Below are 19,501 nucleotides of genomic sequence, written 5' to 3' on the forward strand. Positions count from 1 at the left end.
GAGTTTTTTAAGGTTTTTTTATGAAATATCGTGATCAGCCAAATTTCCGCATAAAATAATTTGATAAGCAGTTTAAAACCAATTAACTATATAACGTTGATCATAATTTTAATTTGCGAAATAACGTTCATTTACAACTTTAATTCAATATTAAATAACTCATTATCAATACTTTATAAAAAAGGAATGTTATTTGAAATGATCTCTTTAAAAAACGTTATGAAACAGTCATCCTTAAAAAAACTTAACCTTACACTTACCGATCGGATAATCTGCCTACATCAAAAAGGATATACCGATGATTTCTTGTCTATCAATTCAGAAAAACTGCAGTGCATTCAGAACGGCGAAAGTTTTTTCATAGATGATGTTCGCATTAATTTGGTAGACTGTGGTTACGACATACTCACCCGATCTTTCCAGTATATCCATACTATCGATACCCAGATTGGTTGCCGGGGTTTAATGATCCTAAACGGTATTTTACCGCTCTATAAATAAATACCCAATGAGAAGAGAACCAAAAATTACTTTCGCAGAATCTGCTCAATTGAGGGATCTGCTGGCAAACTGCCTCACAAATATATTTATCGATAACAGCATATGTAAATACATGGCAATTGGTGGGCTGGAAACCGAGCTGGAAATCTTAAATTGCTGCAGTGATCATTTGCCCGAGCTTCCCCAAATAAAAATGGCATTTAATATTTGGGGAAGAATGGAAGTGGCCGATAGGCATGCGGTGCTTTGTAAATTTCATTGCCTCTATGCAACCTTACCGATAATGGGGCCTGCCAAAATGAGAACTTTTATCTTTTCCGCACTGTTTATTCATGAATTTCCCTCCATCTTTGCTGAGGCTTTGAGGTGGCCGGATTAATATCCCGAAACATGCTTACGGGTAATCCCCAATCGCTTCATTTTGGAGTTTAGCGTAGTTGATGGCACTTCTAATAATTCGGCAGCACCACCCGGACCCGAAATACGCCCGTTGCATTTTTTCAATACCGATAAGATATAATCTCGCTCGTTATCATCAATAGACTTAATTCGGTTAGTTTCCACAGGCATCTCCGTATCTGTTATTTTATTTGCTGTAATCACATGATCTATTATCAATCCTCTATTGAGCAGTACACTTCTTTCGATTAGATGCTCCAGTTCGCGAACATTGCCAGGCCAATTGTAGCCGGCCATTTCATTAAGTGCATGGGTAGATAATGACATTCCTGGTTTTCCGGCCTTTTCTCCATACTTTTCCACAAAGAACGTTGCGAGTTCTGCAAGGTCTTCTTTTCTTTCACGCAGGGCAGGCAATAAAATCGGAAAAATATTAAGTCGATAATAAAGGTCAAGTCTAAATTTCCCTGTCGAAACTTCCTTTTCCAGGTTGCAATTCGTGGCGGCGATTACCCGTACATCCACTTTTAAAGTTTCTCGTCCGCCAAGTCGCTCGATTTCTTTCTCCTGTAAAACCCGCAATAACTTTGCCTGCGATTCCAGAGGCAATTCTCCGATCTCATCCAGAAAGATGGTACCCCCATTGGCTTGTTCAAATTTACCGATACGCCGATCAACTGCACCTGTAAATGCACCTTTTTCATGTCCAAATAACTCAGATTCGATTAAATGTGTTGGCAATGCAGCACAATTAACGGTTACCATCGGTTTACTCTTTCGAAGAGACATTCCATGGATCGATTTGGCAAATCTTTCTTTGCCTGTTCCACTTTCCCCCAAAATTAAAACCGATGTATCCATTGGTGCTACCAATGTCAGATGATCCAAGGCCGTAAGCAACAAATGGCTTTTGCCGATAATACCTTCAAAGCCCTGTTTTGCAAAAGGTTTTGCTCCTTTATTTTTTGAAATCAGGTTTATTGGGGTTGCTTTAGTTGCCTCTTCAGGTCTTGTATCAACATTCAAAATCCCATTTATGGCATGGCCCATAGGTTTTTGCAAACGTTTTGTCAGCCTAAGATGCTTGCTGTTATAGGTGTCATTTTTCCTGCTATAAAATGAAATCGTAAAACCGTTATGCCCATTAACGGGAATAAATAATGATAAATTTGACATCATTTTGAAAGCTCTACGAATTAAATTTTTTTCGGCATTTTGCTGGGAAGCACTCATAAAATCAGCATCGTTGTAAATCTGTGATTGGCTATCATCAGCACTTGGTTCCTGTATCTTTAACAACTCCTGTTTTTTAAGTCCCGATATATTAAGCAACTCATCAAAACCAATGGTCTGGTACTCATTAAATCCCATCCGTAAAAAACTAATCCCCCGATAAGGTAAGATATCCATATTTTTCATGCCAATAGCCAGATAATCAAAAGGAATTTGCGGTTGCAATAACTTGGCTAATTTTAAAAATTTCTCGGCCCACGAACCGGTTTCGGCAAGGAGATCTGCCAAGGTTCCCTGCAATAGGAGTTCACTATTTTTGCGTACCAACATGTTTTGCTCATGCAGGTATTGTGCTATCTCCAAGCTTACCAATACATCTTTTTCTCTAAAGGGTTTAACCATAAAGCCATAAGGACTGGTGGCTTTAGCCTCTTCTAGAATTTTTTGATTTGAATTTGCCGATAAGTAAACAAAGGCTATGTTCTGCTCTCCCAATTGCTTGGCCAGATCGATACCAGTTAATTGGCCTTTTAAATGGATATCCAACAAAACAAGTTCAGGACCATATTTTCCAATCATTTCTTTGGCCTCCTCTACTGAATCAGCTATGCCACAAACTTCATATCCGGCATTTTCCAAAATGATAGATAAATCATTCGCCACAATAAATTCATCTTCAACTATTAGTATTTTCTTATTCATTTCAGCTTGATTAAATAACTTTTACGATTACCTCATTTTTAAATTCGACAGATAGAATGGTTCCATTGTTGCTTTCGATGCTCAGTTGTCCGCCTAATTGTTTGCTAAGCCCACGCATCAAACTCATGCCCAAAGATTTCCTTTTGCCAATTTCGACTGCTTCCGGCATACCTATGCCGTTATCCTTTATAATCAGCTCAAATGAATTTTCATCCTTATGTTTTAAGGAAATACTGATTTTCCCAATGCGATGATCAGGAAAAGCATATTTGATCGAGTTGGTAATGGCCTCATTTAAGATTAAGCCCAAGGGAACCGCATGTGTTACATCAAGCTGTGCGTGAACAATATCCATTTCGAATGCAATATGCGACCCAGTGTCGAAACTATCGCGGAGGTAAGCAACTAAATCCGAAATGTAGGCGCAAACCTCTACAAGTGCCAGATTTTCTGACTGATACAATTTTTGATGGATCAGGGAGATAGACTGCATCCGGTGCTGGCTTTCGCGAATGGCATTAAACGCAATGTCGTTATCCAAATAGCTTGACTGGGTGCTAAGCAAACTGATTACGATTTGTAGGTTATTTTTTACTCGATGATGTATTTCTTTCATCAGCCATTCTTTATCTGCAAGCAAATTATCTTTTTGACTGACCAGCTCGGTTAGTGACTCGTTTTTATTTTCAATCTCTCTGCTTTGCGAAAGCAACTGACGATTAATCCGTTGCTTCACACGGAAACTGTTATAGCTTAATCCCAACAGAATGAGCAACAATAGGGCACCGCCAATAACCAATTTTTGAGTCGTCTTTTCCTGCTTAAGATTTAATTGTTGCAAGTTTGCCTGGCTGTTCAATAGTTTTATACGGTAATCCTTAACGGCCAACTGCTGGTCCTTTCTTTCAGTTTCAAAAAGCATTTCGAGCAGAGCGATTTGCTTGGTTTTCCGAACATTATAAAGTGAATCTTTGATTACGCATGCAATCTCATAATTCTTAAAAGCTGCAACATAATTGTTTTCAGCAGAGTCTAAACGCGACTCTAACCGATAGGCGTTGGCTAAGGCTACTGGGTTATGATGTGCCAAGGCAATTTTTTTAAAAAATACAAGATGCTTACGTGCCGGCTTATCCTGTAGGGTTGCTACATAGTAGTCGGTTAAAATACCTTGAATCTGTAATTGGTTGTTGCTATTCTGGTCAGTATTCTGGCTAAAAACATCTACCCGGCTTAAATAGCTTTTAGCATCATCAAACCTTTTTAGCTTAGTATAGCATTTTAACATGGCATAATAGAGACCCATATTTTGGGACAATATTTCTGGAGGATATTTTTTTTCCACCCTTTTTAATAGGGCTATACATTCATTATTCCGACCGCTCGTGATCAAAGCACTGGCAATATTAATGTTTAAGTCTAATTGTGTTAATACATCCTTATTTTTCAGAGCGATGTTCAGTGCCTTTCCATAAAATATCCGTGCACGATCGTACTGTTTCATGCTATAAAAGGTTATCCCCACCCGATTATACACGGCACAGGCCTGCATGGTAGTATCCTTACCCTGTTCTGTCATTTTTATGGCTAACAAGCCATATTCCAATCCTTTATCCAGGCTGCCCAATGCCGTGTAAACGCTGCCGAGCAGATCATAAAGGCTCTCTTTATCTAAAATTTTAACATGCTTAACCAGTGTTAGCGCCTGTTTTAGATAAGAAAGCGATTGAGGATAATCGGCTTTTACATAATAGAAATCGCCCAGAACCTTTAAAGTTGCTTCCTCTCTATCTCTTGCCGGCGATGCTCTAAATAATACAAGTGCTTCCTGATAATAAGCGATCCTGATATTAAGATCAGAACCTCCAAAATATTGGTAAAACTCTTCCATGTTTAAAACTGCTTCGCCAGCAGCCTTGAAATGGCGATTTTCAACAAATACGTTTTTGGCCCGCAACAAATACTCTTTAGCCCTAATACTGTCTTTTCGGTTGCGCCAAGCTTTAGCAAAAGCTAAGTAACTGTTACCTATACCAACGTGATCAGTAAGCGAAATACTCAATTTTTCTGCCGCACTGGCATAGACTAGTGCTTTGGTAACATGAGCTAACGGCTGAGGCAGATTATTGTAATAATTACTCAACTGTAATAAAATAGTGGTGCGAGCACTGTCCGGTTTGCTTTTTTGTAAACGTACTTTCAGCGCATTAACATCCGGCGCCTGAGCAAAGGATTTAAAGCTAAGCAACAATAAAAAACAGGTTAGCAGTATAAGCCATGCATATAGATACTTCTTTCTTTTACCAATCATATTCACTTTCTTATGCTCATCTCTAAACGCATGCAATTCTAATACCTTTAACTTAAATTACTTATAATAAGTTAATTAACCATTAAACACCATTTATTTAGTCTAATGAAATTCGTCAGTTTACGGTATTTCGTCATTTATCCGATATCGATTTAAAATTAACTCACCGGAAATTCGATTGTGATATACAAACCATTTTCATTTTCCATAGCGATTTGACCACTTATCTGCTTGCACATTCCTTTCATAAGGTTAATCCCTAGCGATTGACAGATGTCTATATTGAACTCGGGAGGAAGCCCCATTCCATCATCGGTAACCATCAATTTTAACAACTTTCCTTTTAAGCATTTTAGTTCAATGGCAATTTGACCCACAGCATCGGCGGGGAAAGCATGCTTAAGCGAATTCGTAATTGCTTCGTTTAGAATAAGACCAATGGGAACTGCACGCAATACATCAAGATCGATATCACCAATGTTCAACTTAAAGGCGATCCTGTTTCCGGTTTCAAAACTTTGCTGTAAATACTGAACCAGTTCCTGCGTATATTCTTTCATATTAATCAATGCACGGCTTTCAGACTGGTAAAGTTTTTGGTGGATAAGCGATATGGATTGCATGCGGTGCTGGCTTTGGCGAATTGCCTCAGACGCTTTAATATCATTCAGGTAAGCCGACTGTGTATTAAGCAAACTGATAACTACCTGCAAATTATTTTTAACCCGATGATGGATCTCTTTGATCAACAGTTCCTTTTCTTCTAAAAGTGTATCCTTTTGCTTAGAAAGATGTTCCAAAGCATTGTTTTTTTGATTGATGGCATCCTGTTGATTTTCGAGACGCAGATTTGCCTGTTTTTTTAAGCGGTATTGCAAAAAACTAATGGCCAATAAAAAGGCTATAGTCATGATCACGCCAATGGTAATTTTTCGAATTATCCGGGCTTGGTAAATGTTTGTGTTCCTTAAACTATTCTGGCCAATAAGGAGGTTTATGTTTTTTTCTTTTGATTTGGCCTCTAAGTCTTTTTTTACCGTTTGATACCTTAATTGAAGTGCACTAATTTGTTGTTGTTTGTAAACCTCCAAAATAGAATCTTTTACATGTTGATACTGTTTTAAATATTTAAGCGCCGATGAATAATCTTTTGTTGTGGAATAGGCTCTGATTTTTTGAGAAAAAATGCTTAACCGTACCGAATCGCTCGGTTTGACAGGTTGTTGCGAATGGGCAACAGCAGAAAAACCAACAGATAAAATTAATATTAAAAGTATTCTCATCGAACTAACGGCCTTGCACAAAGCAAGCCAAAGTAATGAAAAGCCGCATTAGCTTAGAAAAAGGCTGTGTAGACTTAAGAAAGTCAGGCAAGTTTCTTCTGGGGAGCCAAAGTGCGGCATCTAAATATCGTTGCAGTATTTGCGACAACGAAATATCGTTGCAATTAGTCAAAACCCCTTACTTACCTTATCTCGTTGTCTGGTTTCAGAAGATAACGATATAAAGTCAAATCAAATATTTAAAAAAAAATAAAACACTGTATTTCAATTAGTTAATCAAATGGCTCAGAGCTTGCCAATATGGGTTCATATCAAATAATATGACTATGAATACATTTCAGCAACACACATCGCTTATAACCGGCGGAAATAGCGGAATCGGTTACGCAACTGCTAAACTATTTAAAGCCAAAGGCGCAAACGTGATCATTACCGGCAGAAATACAGATGCTATTGCCAAAGCCTCTACCGAACTGGGTGTAACCGGCTATGTTTCAGATCAGGCAAGCCTCCAAGCAATTGATGCACTCGTGGCTTCAATAAAATCAGAATTTGGCACGTTGGACAGTATATTTTTAAATGCCGGAGTAGCTGAATTTCAGGCATTTGAACAGGCAAGTGAGTCCCATTTCGATACACTAATGGACATCAATGTAAAGGGCGTATTTTTTACCCTGCAAAAATTATTACCCATCCTGAACGAGGGCGGATCCGTAATTTTCAACACCTCTGTAAATGCCAGCGTTGGTATGCCAAATTCAGCCGTTTACTCAGCAAGCAAAGCAGCGATTATTGGTATGAGCAGGATATTGGCCACCGAACTTGCGCCTAAAAACATTCGAGTAAACTGTATTTCGCCCGGCCCTGTTGAAACTCCGGTATATGAAAAACTTGGAATGAACAGTGAAGAACTTAATGGCTTTAGTAAGCTTTTAAGTGAAAAAATCTTATTGAAAAGATTTGCCCAGGCAGAGGAAATTGCACAATTGGCCAGCTTTCTGGCATCAAGCGATTCATCATTCATCACCGGTACCGAAGTGATTATCGACGGTGGTCTCACCGTAAATCCGGTAATAAATTAACGCTACATATTATGAAAATGACTCATTCTAAAATCATTGTTTTTATTACTGGTGCATTCGTAAGCAGCGACGGCTGGAACGACTGGAAAGAATACTTTGAGCAACAGGGCTACAGAACGATTGCACCCGCCTGGCCATATAAAGATGCGCCAGCATGCACTTTGCGCCAAAGACACCCGGACGCGGAAGTAGCCTCCTTAAGGTTGACTGACTTGATAGCTTATTTTATAGGCATTGTAGAAGCCTTGCCAGAAAAGCCCATCTTGATAGGGCACTCCATGGGCGGTCTTATAACGCAACTTCTGGTTCAAAAAGGGTTGGCTACAGCAGGTATTGCGATCCATTCTTTACAGCCTCAGGGCATTTTTACCTTTAAATTTTCATTTTACAAGGCCGGCTGGGCTGCACTCGGTTTTTTTACAGATGCAAAAAAAACTTTTTTAATGTCTTTTGCCCAATGGCAATATGCTTTTACCAATAGCATGTCTTACGAGGAACAGAAAGATGCTTACTATAAGTTACTGATTCCGGAGTCGAAGCTAGTGGTAAGAGATGCAACTACAAGTGCTGCGAAAATAGATTTCACTCGCCCGCATGCACCGCTATTATTCCTATCGGGAAGTAACGATCACTTTATACCCGCATCGCTGAACTACACCAATTATAAAAAATATACGCATACGGGCTCAATAACCGATTATAAGGAATTTGTTGGTCGCAACCACTTTGTACTTGGGCAACCGGGATGGCAGGAGAACGCCAATTTTATATTGAAGTGGCTTAACGAATTATAACCATATATAAAAAACATGAAAAATTTAATTATGATCGGCAGAAAGCTGTTATGCTTGCTGCTAATTTTAACTGCAATGGAGGTCAGGGCCCAGCAAAAGGCTGACCTAATTATCTATAATGGAAAAATTGCCACAATGGCCAAGGAGGGAGAATTTAGACAAGCTATAGCCATAAAAAATGGTCTTATCCTCGCTACGGGCACCACAAAAACTATTCTCAAAACCTATCAATCTTCAGAAGCCAAATTGATTAATGCCGGAGGAAAAACCGTTATCCCCGGATTGAACGATAGTCACATGCATGCCATCCGCGAAGGACTGAACTTCAATATGGAATTGAGATGGGACGGTGTAAAAACCTTAAAACGTGCTATGGAAATGCTGAAGGAGCAAGCTGCAAGAACACCACCGGGCGCTTGGATTAAGGTAGTTGGGGGCTGGAACGAATTCCAATTCGCAGAAAAAAGGCAACCTACAATTGATGAGATTAACGCAGCAGTTCCAGATAAGCCTGTATTCATAACCTACTTATATGGCAAGGCTTTTCTGAATAAAAAAGGTATTGAAGTGCTGGGCTATGATAAGAACACCAGTTATCCCGGAAGTGTTGTTGAGCTTGATAAAGATGGCAAGCCGACCGGATTACTTTACGCCAAAGAAACACCCATGGCCATTTATCGCACACTTGCGCTAACAGGCAAACTTACAGATGAAGAAAGAATAAACAGTTCAGCGCATTTCTACCGTGAGATTAACAGTTTTGGGATAACCAGCGTGGTTGATGCTGCTGGAGGTTCACAAAATTATGATGCAGATTATCAGGCTTCTCTCGCATTAGCCAAAGCAGGAAAATTAACGGTAAGAACATCCTACTATTTATTCGCCCAGCAAAAAGGGAAAGAGTTTAGCGATTATGAAAAATGGATTGCACTCACCCATCCAAATCAAAATGACCATTTGTTAATGGCCAATGGATATACGCTAGAGGGTGCAGGCGAAAACCTGACTGCAACTGCTGCAGACTTCGAAAATTTTTTGGAACCTAGGATTGTGCTATCCCCAGATATGGAGACAGATCTGGAGCCCGTTATCCGTTTACTGGTTAAAAACCGCTGGCCTTTCCGGTTGCATGCTACGTATGGAGAATCTATAGACAGGATGCTAAACGTGTTTGAAAAGGTGAACAAAGATATCCCTTTCAACGGACTACGATGGTTTTTCGATCATGCAGAAACCATTACCGAACCAGAACTCTTGCGAGTAAAAGCTCTTGGTGGTGGTATTGCGGTACAGTTCCGAATGTATTTTCAAGGCGAACTGTATACCAAAATGTATGGACAGCCAAAAACACAATTACCACCCATCAAAAAAATGCTAGAGATGGGCGTTCCGGTTGGAATGGGGACCGATGCTCCACGTATTTCTACCTACAACCCTTGGATGGCATTGCATTGGTTGCTTACAGGCAAAACCATTGGGGGTATGCAGTTCTGGCCGAAGGAAGAGGTCTTAGACAAATTTACTGCACTGCAGTTATATACATCGGGTAGTGCATGGTGCTCTGGAGAAGAAAAACTGAAGGGTAAACTGATTGAGGGCATGTATGCCGATATGGTTATTCTATCTGACGATTATTTTACCTCTGCTCCCGACAAAATTAAAAACATCACCGCAGTAATGACAATTGTCAATGGGAAAGTGGTTTATGCATCAGGTAAGTATGCCGCTCAAAGCCCTCCAATTCCTGAAGTGATCCCGGCATGGTCGCCTGTAAAATACTTCGGCGGTTATCAAAAATAAAATCAACATAAATATTAAAAAAAATCAATATGAAAAAGTTATTAAAAAAATCTGGTTTAAGCCTATTGTTGCTGTTATTGTGCGGCATGGCATATGCTCAAATGCCAATGCCACCTGTTGTACCCATTTGGGATGCCAATAAAGTAACACTGGAACTGCAAAAGATCAGTACAGATATTTATGCCATTATTCCCACTACGGCCGGAACCGAAACCTCCAAAGGTACTCCTCAGGCCACTACTGGCGGATTTATTATCGGCGAAAAAGGCGTATTGCTTATAGAAGTGATGCTAACCAAGCGTCTTTACGATCAGGAAGTAAAATTGATCCGTTCGGTAACGAATAAACCTATCTTATTTGCGGTAAATACAAGCGATCATGGTGACCATTGCTTCGGAAATTATTTATTACCGGCTTCAACAATTATCATTCAAAATGAATTTGCCAAAGACAATCTGGAGAAAAACTACGAAGGCATAAAACAGTTCATGGTCGGTTTGTTTGGCACTGGCAGAGGAATAGAAAATACAGTTTTTCGCCCTGCGGATATCGTTATTCCCAAAAACAGCAATTTAAAGGTTGATTTAGGTGGAGGCAAAATTGTAGAAATGCTTAATGTGGGAACGGCCCAATCTCCCGCAGATTTGTTTGTTTGGATGCCAAATCAAAAAGTTTTTTGGGCTGGAAATCCTTTCATCGCCGAAAGCCCTGCTATCCCTTGGTTGTTCGATGGTTTCTTTCTGGAGCCAGCCGCAAACCTTAAAAAGATGTATGACTTTTTACCGGAAGATGCCATTGTGATCCCTGGTCATGGTAGAATCACCAACAAGGCTGGGATCAAATACACGATAGATTATGTTCAGGAACTTAAAAAAGAAGTAGAGGCGGCCGTAGATAAAGGCCTTAGCCTTGAGCAAACCAAAGAAGTGGTTAAAATGAAAGAATATGACAAAGGCTATGTTTTGTTCAACTGGTTACACAGCAATTTTAATCTACCAAATGCTTACAAAGATATTAGCAACAATAAAAAATAATATACAAATCAAAAACAATAAAAATCATGAAAACAAAAATCAAAAACCTAATTGTTACAATGCTGTTTACTGCCTTTATTGGCAACGTTATGGCTGCCATTCCCACTAACCCACCATCTAATTTCAAACATCAGTATGCAACTGTGAACGGTGTTAAACTCCACTATGTAATTGGAGGCAAGGGCGCACCATTACTGCTTGTACATGGTTTCGGTCAGAACTGGTACATGTGGAACAGATTATTGCCAGAACTTTCTAAACATTTTACAGTAATTGCTCCAGATATGCGGGGTGTGGGCGAATCTGGAAAAACAAAAGGTGGTTATGATAAAAAGAACATGGCCGTGGATATGCATGAGCTTATGAAGAAACTAGGCTATAAAAACATAAACCTTGCCGGCCATGATATTGGCTTAATGGTTGCCTACGCCTATGCAGCACAGTTTCCGACAGAAGTTAAAAAAATGGCATTAATGGATGCCTTATTGCCAGGAATTGAACCCGTATGGAGCCAAGTAAAGGCGCAAGCCTGGTGGTTTGGTTTTTTTGCACAGCCCCATGCTGGGGAATTGGTTTCGGGTAAAGTAGGGCTGTTTTTAACAGATTTCTGGCCGGTTGTTGGTTTTCAAAAAAATGCTTTCACTGTTGCTGAACGTAATGAATTTATTCGTGCCTATTCTGTACCAGGCGCAACAACTGGTGCTTTTCATTGGTTTGGATATTTCGATCAGGATGCTAAAGACAATATGATTTTTGCCAAGCGCAAACTACCTATGCCCGTATTAGCTATGGGCTCAGATCATTTTGCCGCACCGTTCCTTGCAACACACACTAAATTGGTAGCGGATAATGTAGTGGAATCTGTGATTAAAGATTCGGGACATTGGGTTGTACAGGAAAATACCGCACAGGTTCAAAAGGATCTTTTGAACTTCTTTTTAAAATAATAGAGGAAGTTCCAGTATTCTAGTTCAACAAAGCATTCTACATAAACTGTAGGATGCTTTTGTTTATTTAATTGCGACTTAGCCGTGGCAACGTAATATCGTTGAAGCACAAAATATCAGCTTTTGCAGATAAGCCAAAACAAGCTGATTATCAGTTAATTAAAATAATTTTAACCAATACAATTAATATGGATTAACATTTGTCTTTAGTGGAGAAGCCAAAATGATTAAAGCTGACTTTTTCTTATCCACCAAATCCAAATTATTATGAATAAACTCTTTCTAATAACGGTCTTCACCTTGTTTTGGCTGGTGCGAGTATCTGCTCAGCAACCGAAGCAAAAGTTACTGCAGCTACTTGAGAAAAGCAAACCGGACTCCAACCAACTTAAAATTTTAAATGACCTGGGTGAATTCTACAAAACTAGGCGCCACGGAAAAAACGCAGCGGATCTGGATTCTGCCAAAACCTATTTTCTAAAAGCATTAGCACTTAGCCATTTGGTAAAAGACGAATCCAAGTGTGGGAAAGGAACAATCTGGATGAATTTGGGTGAAATTGAAATAGACAATCGCAACATTCCTAATGGAAAAGCCTGGTTTATGAAAAGTGTTAAACTCTTTCAGGACAAGGGCAATCTTGAGTATGAGGCCAAAACCTATGAAAGACTTGGGAGCTATTTGAGGGATCTCACCAAAGAAGGAATAAATGTGGCAGAATATTATAAGCGGGCAATCACAATTTTTCAAAAATTACATAATACAGATAAGGTAATTTTGCTCAGTTTTATGATGGCGGCGGATAAAATGTATTTGGGCAAACCGGATTTGGCAGAGAAAGAATGTGCTGAATTGATTGTTAAATACAAAAACACACGTTTTAAAAACTTAGAAATGGCTTATTACCTGATTTCATTTCTAAGCCGATATAATGGGAACTTAAACAAAGCATTATCCTTTGCTTTAGGCGGTGTACGCAGGATGAGTCTCACCAATGATACCTCCAAAGCAGAAACTTTATATGGTGAGCTGGCACAAGTGTACCAGGCTACTGGGGATATAGACAATAGCATTTATTATTATAAAAAAACAATTTTCATTCGGGAGAAAATCCATGCCAGGCAACAATTTATTTTCAGAACAGCGGGCTTTGTAATTCAGCAACTGATTACAAAAAACAAGGCTGCTGAGGGTTTGAAATATATTATCGGACTCGAAAAAAAACACCCACCAGATAGCGAATACGAAGCCGCAATTGTTGCGCAGATAGAGGGATATTGTTATGAGGCATTAGGTATGTTTAATTCCGCTGAAAAAGCTTATCTGATAATGATTAAAGGACTTGGTAGAGACTCCAGTGAAATAGGTAAAATTGCTCATTTGGATATTGCAAAATTTTACGGGGAGCAGAAGAAATTTAAACAGGCCGCTTTTTATTCCGTTAATATTAGGGTTGGCGATGCCCTGGTGTTGAAAGATCTTGAACTGCTCCGCTTTAAAATCGATTCAGCAGGTGGTGCATTCCGCTCTGCAATCAATCATTACCAAAGGTTTAAAGTAATCAATGATTCGATTTTTACGATTTCAAAAACCAGGCAAATCCAGCAACTGCAGATCGAATATGAAACAGAAAAAAAAGATAAAGACATTAAAATCCTTCGAAGCGACAGTTTGATTCAGCTAGCAACGATCCAAAAAGCAAATAGCATTAGAAATTTGACTTTGGCCGGTGTAGCCATCTTGGTTTTATTTCTGGTGTTGCTTTACAAAAGCTATCGTTTTAAACAAAGGAAAAATGAATCCCTAAATATTTTGGTTAGAGAAAAGGATGACTTATTGATAGAAAAAGACAGTTTACTTGTTGAAAAGCAGTGGCTTCTGAAAGAGATTCATCACCGGGTTAAAAACAACCTGCAGATTGTTATGGGCTTACTACAGCGTCAATCGACATATATAGATAACAGTATCGCCCTCTCTGCCATCCAGAATAGTGAGAATAGAATGCGCTCCATTGCGCTCATTCACCAGAAGCTCTACCAATCAGAAGGTTTAAACCTGATCAGTATGCCTGAATATATTGATGAACTGATCCAGCATCTAAAAGATAGTTTTGACTTGGGTACGAGGATAAATTTCGACAAAATTGTAGATCCAATTTCATTGGATGTGTCGCAGGCTGTACCCCTTGGGCTGATTCTAAACGAGGCGATCACTAATGCAATCAAATATGGCTACCCAGATCAGTCACCGGGCATTATTCATGTTTATTTACGAGGGAAGAAGGACGAAAAAAACACACTTCATATACAGGATAATGGTATGGGCCTGCCAAAAGGTTTTAATCTGGAAAAGATAGATTCTATGGGCATAAACTTGATGAAAGGATTGAGCAAGCAACTTTGCGGAACTTTCGAAATTGTTGAAGGTGACGGTCTGCTGATCAAAATCAGCTTTAAAACGGAGACTTTTATGGCTTCTTCTTAAACCGCCACCTTACACCAAAAAAATTGCATTTAAAATAATTCGACTCTTAAAGAATATTTTTATTGAGGAAAATCTGTTGAAATGCTCACCGCTTCGTATTCTTTCATCTCTGCTTGTAACATGCTTATCTTATAGTTGGCATATTGCACAGCATCTGATCCCAATAACAAACGAAGTGGCGGCTTAGCCAAAAGTGCGGTATTAAAAATTACCTCTGCTGCCTTCTCTGGATCTCCTGGTTGCGAGCCGGGAATCTCGTGGGCATGCTTGCGCTTTATCTCTGTAATTTCAGTATAGGCCTCAACAATCTGCTTCGGTAAGATAACCGATCCTGCATTGAGAAAATTGGTTCGAAAATAACCAGGTTCTATAATTGTAACCTGTATCCCAAAAGGCTGAACTTCTTGAGCCAATGCTTCTGAGAGCCCTTCAACGGCAAATTTAGTAGCACAATAAATTCCCCACCCAGCACCTGCAATCAATCCGAATACAGAGGAAATGTTGAAAATGTGTCCAGAATTCGCTTTTCGCATAAAGGGCAAAACTGCCCTCGTTACACTTAATAAACCAAATACATTCACATCGAAATTATCTTGAACCTCTTCTTTTGAAGATTCCTCGATACCACCCAATAAGCCATAACCGGCATTATTGACTAAAACATCAATCCTGCCAAATTTTTCAATAGCCTTAAGTACGCCTTTAACAATGCTTTCTTCATTTTTGAGATCCATCTGTATGGGTAAGAAACGCCCTTTATCAGCTTCCAAATCCAAAATAGAGGACATGTTGCTTCGGGAAGCGGCAACAACATTGTCGCCAGCAGCCAACACTTTTTTAACCAGTTCAAGGCCAATGCCTTGTGAGGTTCCGGTAACGAACCATGTTTTTGTATTATTCATTTTTTTTATGTTTTTAATGTGATTCAATCTTCGAGGCTTAAACACGTCCACTATTCAACAGGCCTTTATTGATGCTTATCAATAGGATGAGCTCTACCTTAATACCTAAAACTCATGGAGATGTACGGATACCAACCCTCATTTGAATGTGTTGCAACAAATCGAAAAAGAGTGAGAGAAGCGGGCGCAAAATAAAGGCCGCCTCCGATGCCATGGTGCAGCGTTTTAGAATTTTGATTGGAAACAAAAACCCTACCCACATCGTACATGCCCATCATACCGAATTCGCCCGGTAGAATGTAGTTTACGAATTGACCAAGTTTAGCCCGTAATTCCAGATTATTGTATAAGATCTTTTCTCCGGCAAAACGGTACTGTCTAAACCCAAGCAAATTACCTTGCCCACCCAGATAAAGCGATTGATAAAAAGCCTCCTTACCTGCTGTAATTCCTCCTCCAATCCGTTCGGCCAGTACAAGCCCCCCTTTCCGGTTCAGTTTTACATAGCAGGATAAATCAGTTGTAAGTTGCGCGAATGTATTTGAAGAGCTACTGAGCCCCGTATAACCTTTCACGCGGACGTGCAACAAAATCCCTGTATTGGGTAAAAGCTTACTGTTTCGTGTATCCATCAAATATTGAGCGGTGAAACCGGCAAAGGCTTTCGGCTCTTTAATTGTCAAACTATCTGGAGAATACAGGAAATTTCTATTTTCGATAAATCTGCCGGCATTGCCGGCTCCGTAACTGTAAAGTTGTAGAGATGGACCAAATTGAATAAATGATTTTCGCCATCTCCGTTTTAACATCGCATCCAATTGATAGTTATTAAATCTGGCTCTGTAATAATCGACTCCGAATATTTCCTCAGCATTTGTAGTATTATTTCCAAATCCAAAAAAGTTCTGCCTGTTACTTGGCACCTGGATTCCGGCTTCAACAACTAAGCTCGCCTGACCCAAAAACTTAGACCATTCTTCATGATAGTTGACTTGAAAGGCATTGCTGGCAAAGGAATAAACGAACCCAATGGCTTGGACATTTGAATTCGGTAGCTTTCTAAATTCTGGAAACGTAAAATTTGCTGAAAGGCCTAACATTACACCATCATCTTTATTATAACCAACATTCGGAACAACAAACGATCTCTTATACATATCTTTAGCCATGTAGGAGGTATTTGTCGTATCAGATGAATCGTGAATACTCACCTTTTTCAAATTACGACCAGTATATCGTTCGTCGCTTTTCTGTCCATACACAATTGTCCGACCGGCAACGTGATTAAAAGTCATGTTTTTATCGCCTTCACCACTAATTATACGAACTTTTATCTCTGAGTGCTGTTGATCTAAAACGAGGCTATCCGATCCATTATGCAGATAAATTCTGATTTCTTTTGTTATTGCGGGATCAAATAACCTTTGATACAAAACTTTAGCAGCAACACCTAGATCGGAAACTTTGTTCACCGTAACGAGCATTCCCCCGTCTGGGCCATCCAAAATTCTTACAGATTCGTTTTTGTCCGAAAGTTGAATATCAACGATCCTGTTGAAGAACCTATAATAATCATCCATCAACTTTGGCAACAAATCTCTCCTTTGCTTCATCTGAGATAGTATTTGATTATGCCATGTAACATATCCTTCTGTCGGGAGTTTGGCAAGGGCACTCTCCAATACCTGATTGTTCATTTTGGCACAAAAATCTCTGACAATGATTTCACAATCTTTCCTGTCAAGTTCTGCAAGCAATCTGCTGTTAATGTTTCGCCCTTCCCATAAAAACCAGTTAATTTTTGTTAGATTTCTTTCATAACCCTGCATCATTGGTAATAACCAGTTCGATTGAGCCATTCGCTGCACAAAACCATCAGACCTAAAAAAAACCTGGTCCCTGTCCCTTGGGACGGCTAGATATGTCGTTATTCCATTCCTTTTTTCGGGCTTCCACCTCCATTGATCTTCATGTCGATCCCAATCCCCTACTAACACATCCAGCAACTTAGCTCTAAAGTAAAGTTTGGCATCAAACCCAACATCATTGCTTTCATCAAGCCTGTCAAACATTTTAGCTGTATTATCAGATTTACCGATTGGTTCCCTTTCTTCTAAAAGACATACTGTATTTTCAAACTCCTTTGCGAATTCACCTAAACGGCTATCCGGTGCAATAACGCCAATAATTGGATTGCTATGCGGTACCCCCGCAGCCTCAGCCAAGGCAGGAACAACCAAGGCTCCAAATGGATACTCTGCCGACATATTATCTTCAATTATTTCGAGCAGAAAGGTTTGCCTTAGCGGTTCAGGCAATAAAACCCCCGGATATTTCTGTACACTCCTTAGCACCCATTCTTTTCCCTTTAGATCTCGCAACCGAATGGAGTTGGACTGTTTGCCACCACCTTTCTGGATGGCCGTCAAACCCCCTGCAATTTCGGATAGGTGGATAACGGGAAGTTTAACCGATTGTGCATAATCTTTTCGGTAGTTGTCTCCAAAAATTTTTCGATGAAATCTGCCAACGCTGTCATACTTTGGCACCAACCTTAATTTAATGCTATCTGCCTTAGCCTGGCAGAAGCCATAACTAACCACCATGCATAAAACACAGGTGATTTGTATGCGTTGCATAATTAATTCTATTTTCCCGACTAGGCGTGTCCAAGCTGAGGTTCCAGCTCTTAACTTAAATTTGCATTCCATAACGTGGCGATTAAAAAAGAAAATATTGAGATAACCAATCCATAAATAAAGATGATGTAAGCAGTTCTGAGCAGGTGATATTTTTTTGCCAAAGCAACGCCCTGGCCATGTATATCATAAATTAAGTTGGTATAGAGCATATCTTTACTTTCCATAAGTCGAAGCATGGCAGTGCGATAATCTGCTCTGTTCACTTTGTAGAAATTACCGAAGAAAAGCAGATTGGCTTGGTTTGCATCCAATTGAGCAGTGGTAAATATGCCGGAGAAAATATGCGGCCTCGTAGCTATTATCGCCAGCACCATAGTAGCAAGACTCATGGCAATCAGCATAAAGGTTGGCCAGATTAAATAAGGCTGCTCTGAAAGTTTACGTAAAATTAGACTAACAACCGCTGAAAGGATAATGGCATTAACCGTGATTAGAATATGTGCTTTATTATCTGCCATACTGCTCATTCGCTGGTTATTGGCAGAAGCAATTCTGAAAACTGTTTCTATTCCTTTCTCTGGAATGTTATTTTCTCCTTTTAATAATTGAAGACTGGGCTGTTTTTCTTTCCAATCTGAGATTATTTTTTTAATTCGATTAATATTTTTTTGCAATTGCCTATTCAGAAGTAAATGCAAAAATTCAGTTTGAAACCTAAATGCTGAAATCAGATCCCAGGTTTTTAGCAACCAATCTTTTTTATTTATTCTATTTTCTTGCAGGATATTATTTTGCTTGCGAAGCGCTTCATTGTCTTTGAAAAAGGACTTCCGCCCGAGATAATAAAAATCAAGATCCTCAAGAATCATTAAAAGAGAATCTTCTTTTCCCGGAGGTGTAGGTAATGCCTGAGAAAGAATATTTATCCGCTCCATCTGCGCTATACCGATGTTAAGTTCAGATAAAAAGGTCGTCAGGGATTTCGCACTATCCGAATGATCATATTTTAGCTTTATTAAAAATGCCATTTCTCTAAGCCAGAGTGAGCTAATTAGAACAACATGATCGGCTTCCGATAAGACCTGATGCTTTGAGACCTTTTCAGCCGTTTTTACCTTTTCTTTTATATGTTGATAATTATGAAAGGGTAGTTCGCCACTATGAAATTCCATAAGGCTGTTTTTGACAAATTGCTTGATTGCTATAATTGGTGATGGCTTTCCCATTGATTTTAGATTGATTATTCTGAGGAGAGGCCAAAACCACACCAACACCATAAACCACTGTAAATCAAAGCAATAAACCTATACCACGAGGTTTAATCTGCGAAATATCGTTATTCAACGAAAAACGCTTTAATTTTTTTTACCAGATGAAAAAAATATAA

The 19,501-nt window shown here is 39.3% G+C and carries 14 protein-coding genes; 8 read left to right on the plus strand and 6 right to left on the minus strand.

Features of this window, described 5'->3' with window-relative positions:
* The first annotated feature begins 219 nt into the window (after window positions 1-219).
* Both H7U22_RS10790 and H7U22_RS10795 read left to right on the plus strand, forming a co-directional pair.
* A complete protein-coding gene (locus H7U22_RS10790; protein ID WP_187071370.1) occupies window positions 220-501 on the plus strand; it encodes a hypothetical protein in 282 nt (93 codons plus the stop codon).
* 7 nt (window positions 502-508) lie between these two features.
* Window positions 509-880, plus strand: a complete 372-nt coding sequence (locus H7U22_RS10795) for a hypothetical protein (RefSeq protein ID WP_187071371.1) — start codon at window positions 509-511, stop codon at window positions 878-880.
* Here H7U22_RS10795 and H7U22_RS10800 read toward each other — a convergent pair.
* The 3 genes from H7U22_RS10800 to H7U22_RS10810 form a co-directional block, all read right to left on the minus strand.
* Window positions 877-2,835, minus strand: coding sequence for a sigma 54-interacting transcriptional regulator (locus tag H7U22_RS10800; RefSeq protein ID WP_187071372.1), 1,959 nt, complete (start codon window positions 2,833-2,835; stop codon window positions 877-879). The two genes, H7U22_RS10795 and H7U22_RS10800, sit on opposite strands and share 4 nt — an antisense overlap.
* A gap of 10 nt (window positions 2,836-2,845) precedes the next feature.
* Window positions 2,846-5,146 (minus strand): tetratricopeptide repeat-containing sensor histidine kinase, encoded by a 2,301-nt coding sequence (locus H7U22_RS10805; RefSeq protein WP_187071373.1) that lies wholly within the window; start codon window positions 5,144-5,146, stop codon window positions 2,846-2,848.
* Between the two features lie 158 nt (window positions 5,147-5,304).
* Window positions 5,305-6,429, minus strand: coding sequence for a sensor histidine kinase (locus H7U22_RS10810; protein ID WP_187071374.1), 1,125 nt, complete (start codon window positions 6,427-6,429; stop codon window positions 5,305-5,307).
* A 326-nt stretch (window positions 6,430-6,755) separates the two neighbouring features.
* Here H7U22_RS10810 and H7U22_RS10815 point away from each other — a divergent pair, with 326 nt between their 5' ends.
* The 6 genes from H7U22_RS10815 (at window position 6,756) to H7U22_RS10840 (ending at window position 14,570) form a co-directional block, all read left to right on the plus strand.
* Window positions 6,756-7,511 carry an SDR family oxidoreductase gene (locus H7U22_RS10815; protein ID WP_187071375.1) on the plus strand — a complete coding sequence of 252 codons (756 nt, stop codon included), beginning with the start codon at window positions 6,756-6,758 and terminating at the stop codon, window positions 7,509-7,511.
* A gap of 11 nt (window positions 7,512-7,522) precedes the next feature.
* Complete coding sequence (locus H7U22_RS10820) at window positions 7,523-8,305, plus strand: alpha/beta hydrolase (protein ID WP_187071376.1); 783 nt, start codon at window positions 7,523-7,525, stop codon at window positions 8,303-8,305.
* Window positions 8,306-8,320: 15 nt separating this feature from the next.
* Window positions 8,321-10,105 carry an amidohydrolase gene (locus H7U22_RS10825; RefSeq protein WP_222621838.1) on the plus strand — a complete coding sequence of 595 codons (1,785 nt, stop codon included), beginning with the start codon at window positions 8,321-8,323 and terminating at the stop codon, window positions 10,103-10,105.
* Between the two features lie 29 nt (window positions 10,106-10,134).
* Window positions 10,135-11,139 (plus strand): MBL fold metallo-hydrolase, encoded by a 1,005-nt coding sequence (locus H7U22_RS10830; RefSeq protein WP_187071377.1) that lies wholly within the window; start codon window positions 10,135-10,137, stop codon window positions 11,137-11,139.
* Between the two features lie 26 nt (window positions 11,140-11,165).
* Window positions 11,166-12,086 (plus strand): alpha/beta fold hydrolase, encoded by a 921-nt coding sequence (locus tag H7U22_RS10835; RefSeq protein ID WP_187071378.1) that lies wholly within the window; start codon window positions 11,166-11,168, stop codon window positions 12,084-12,086.
* 267 nt (window positions 12,087-12,353) lie between these two features.
* Window positions 12,354-14,570: a tetratricopeptide repeat-containing sensor histidine kinase gene (locus tag H7U22_RS10840; protein ID WP_187071379.1), complete on the plus strand. Its 2,217-nt coding sequence runs from the start codon at window positions 12,354-12,356 to the stop codon at window positions 14,568-14,570.
* Window positions 14,571-14,629: 59 nt separating this feature from the next.
* On the opposite strand, the gene H7U22_RS10845 is transcribed toward H7U22_RS10840, so the two are convergent.
* From H7U22_RS10845 to H7U22_RS10855, 3 genes are all read right to left on the minus strand, one after another.
* Complete coding sequence (locus tag H7U22_RS10845; RefSeq protein ID WP_187071380.1) at window positions 14,630-15,472, minus strand: oxidoreductase; 843 nt, start codon at window positions 15,470-15,472, stop codon at window positions 14,630-14,632.
* 98 nt (window positions 15,473-15,570) lie between these two features.
* Complete coding sequence (locus H7U22_RS10850; RefSeq protein ID WP_248284721.1) at window positions 15,571-18,183, minus strand: BamA/TamA family outer membrane protein; 2,613 nt, start codon at window positions 18,181-18,183, stop codon at window positions 15,571-15,573.
* A complete protein-coding gene (locus tag H7U22_RS10855) occupies window positions 18,162-19,388 on the minus strand; it encodes a Pycsar system effector family protein (protein WP_222621839.1) in 1,227 nt (408 codons plus the stop codon). Before H7U22_RS10855 ends, H7U22_RS10850 begins: the two co-directional genes overlap by 22 nt.
* Window positions 19,389-19,501: the final 113 nt, after the last annotated feature.

The sequence above is a fragment of the Pedobacter fastidiosus genome, from assembly GCF_014306625.1.
GTDB lineage: Bacteria > Bacteroidota > Bacteroidia > Sphingobacteriales > Sphingobacteriaceae > Pedobacter > Pedobacter fastidiosus.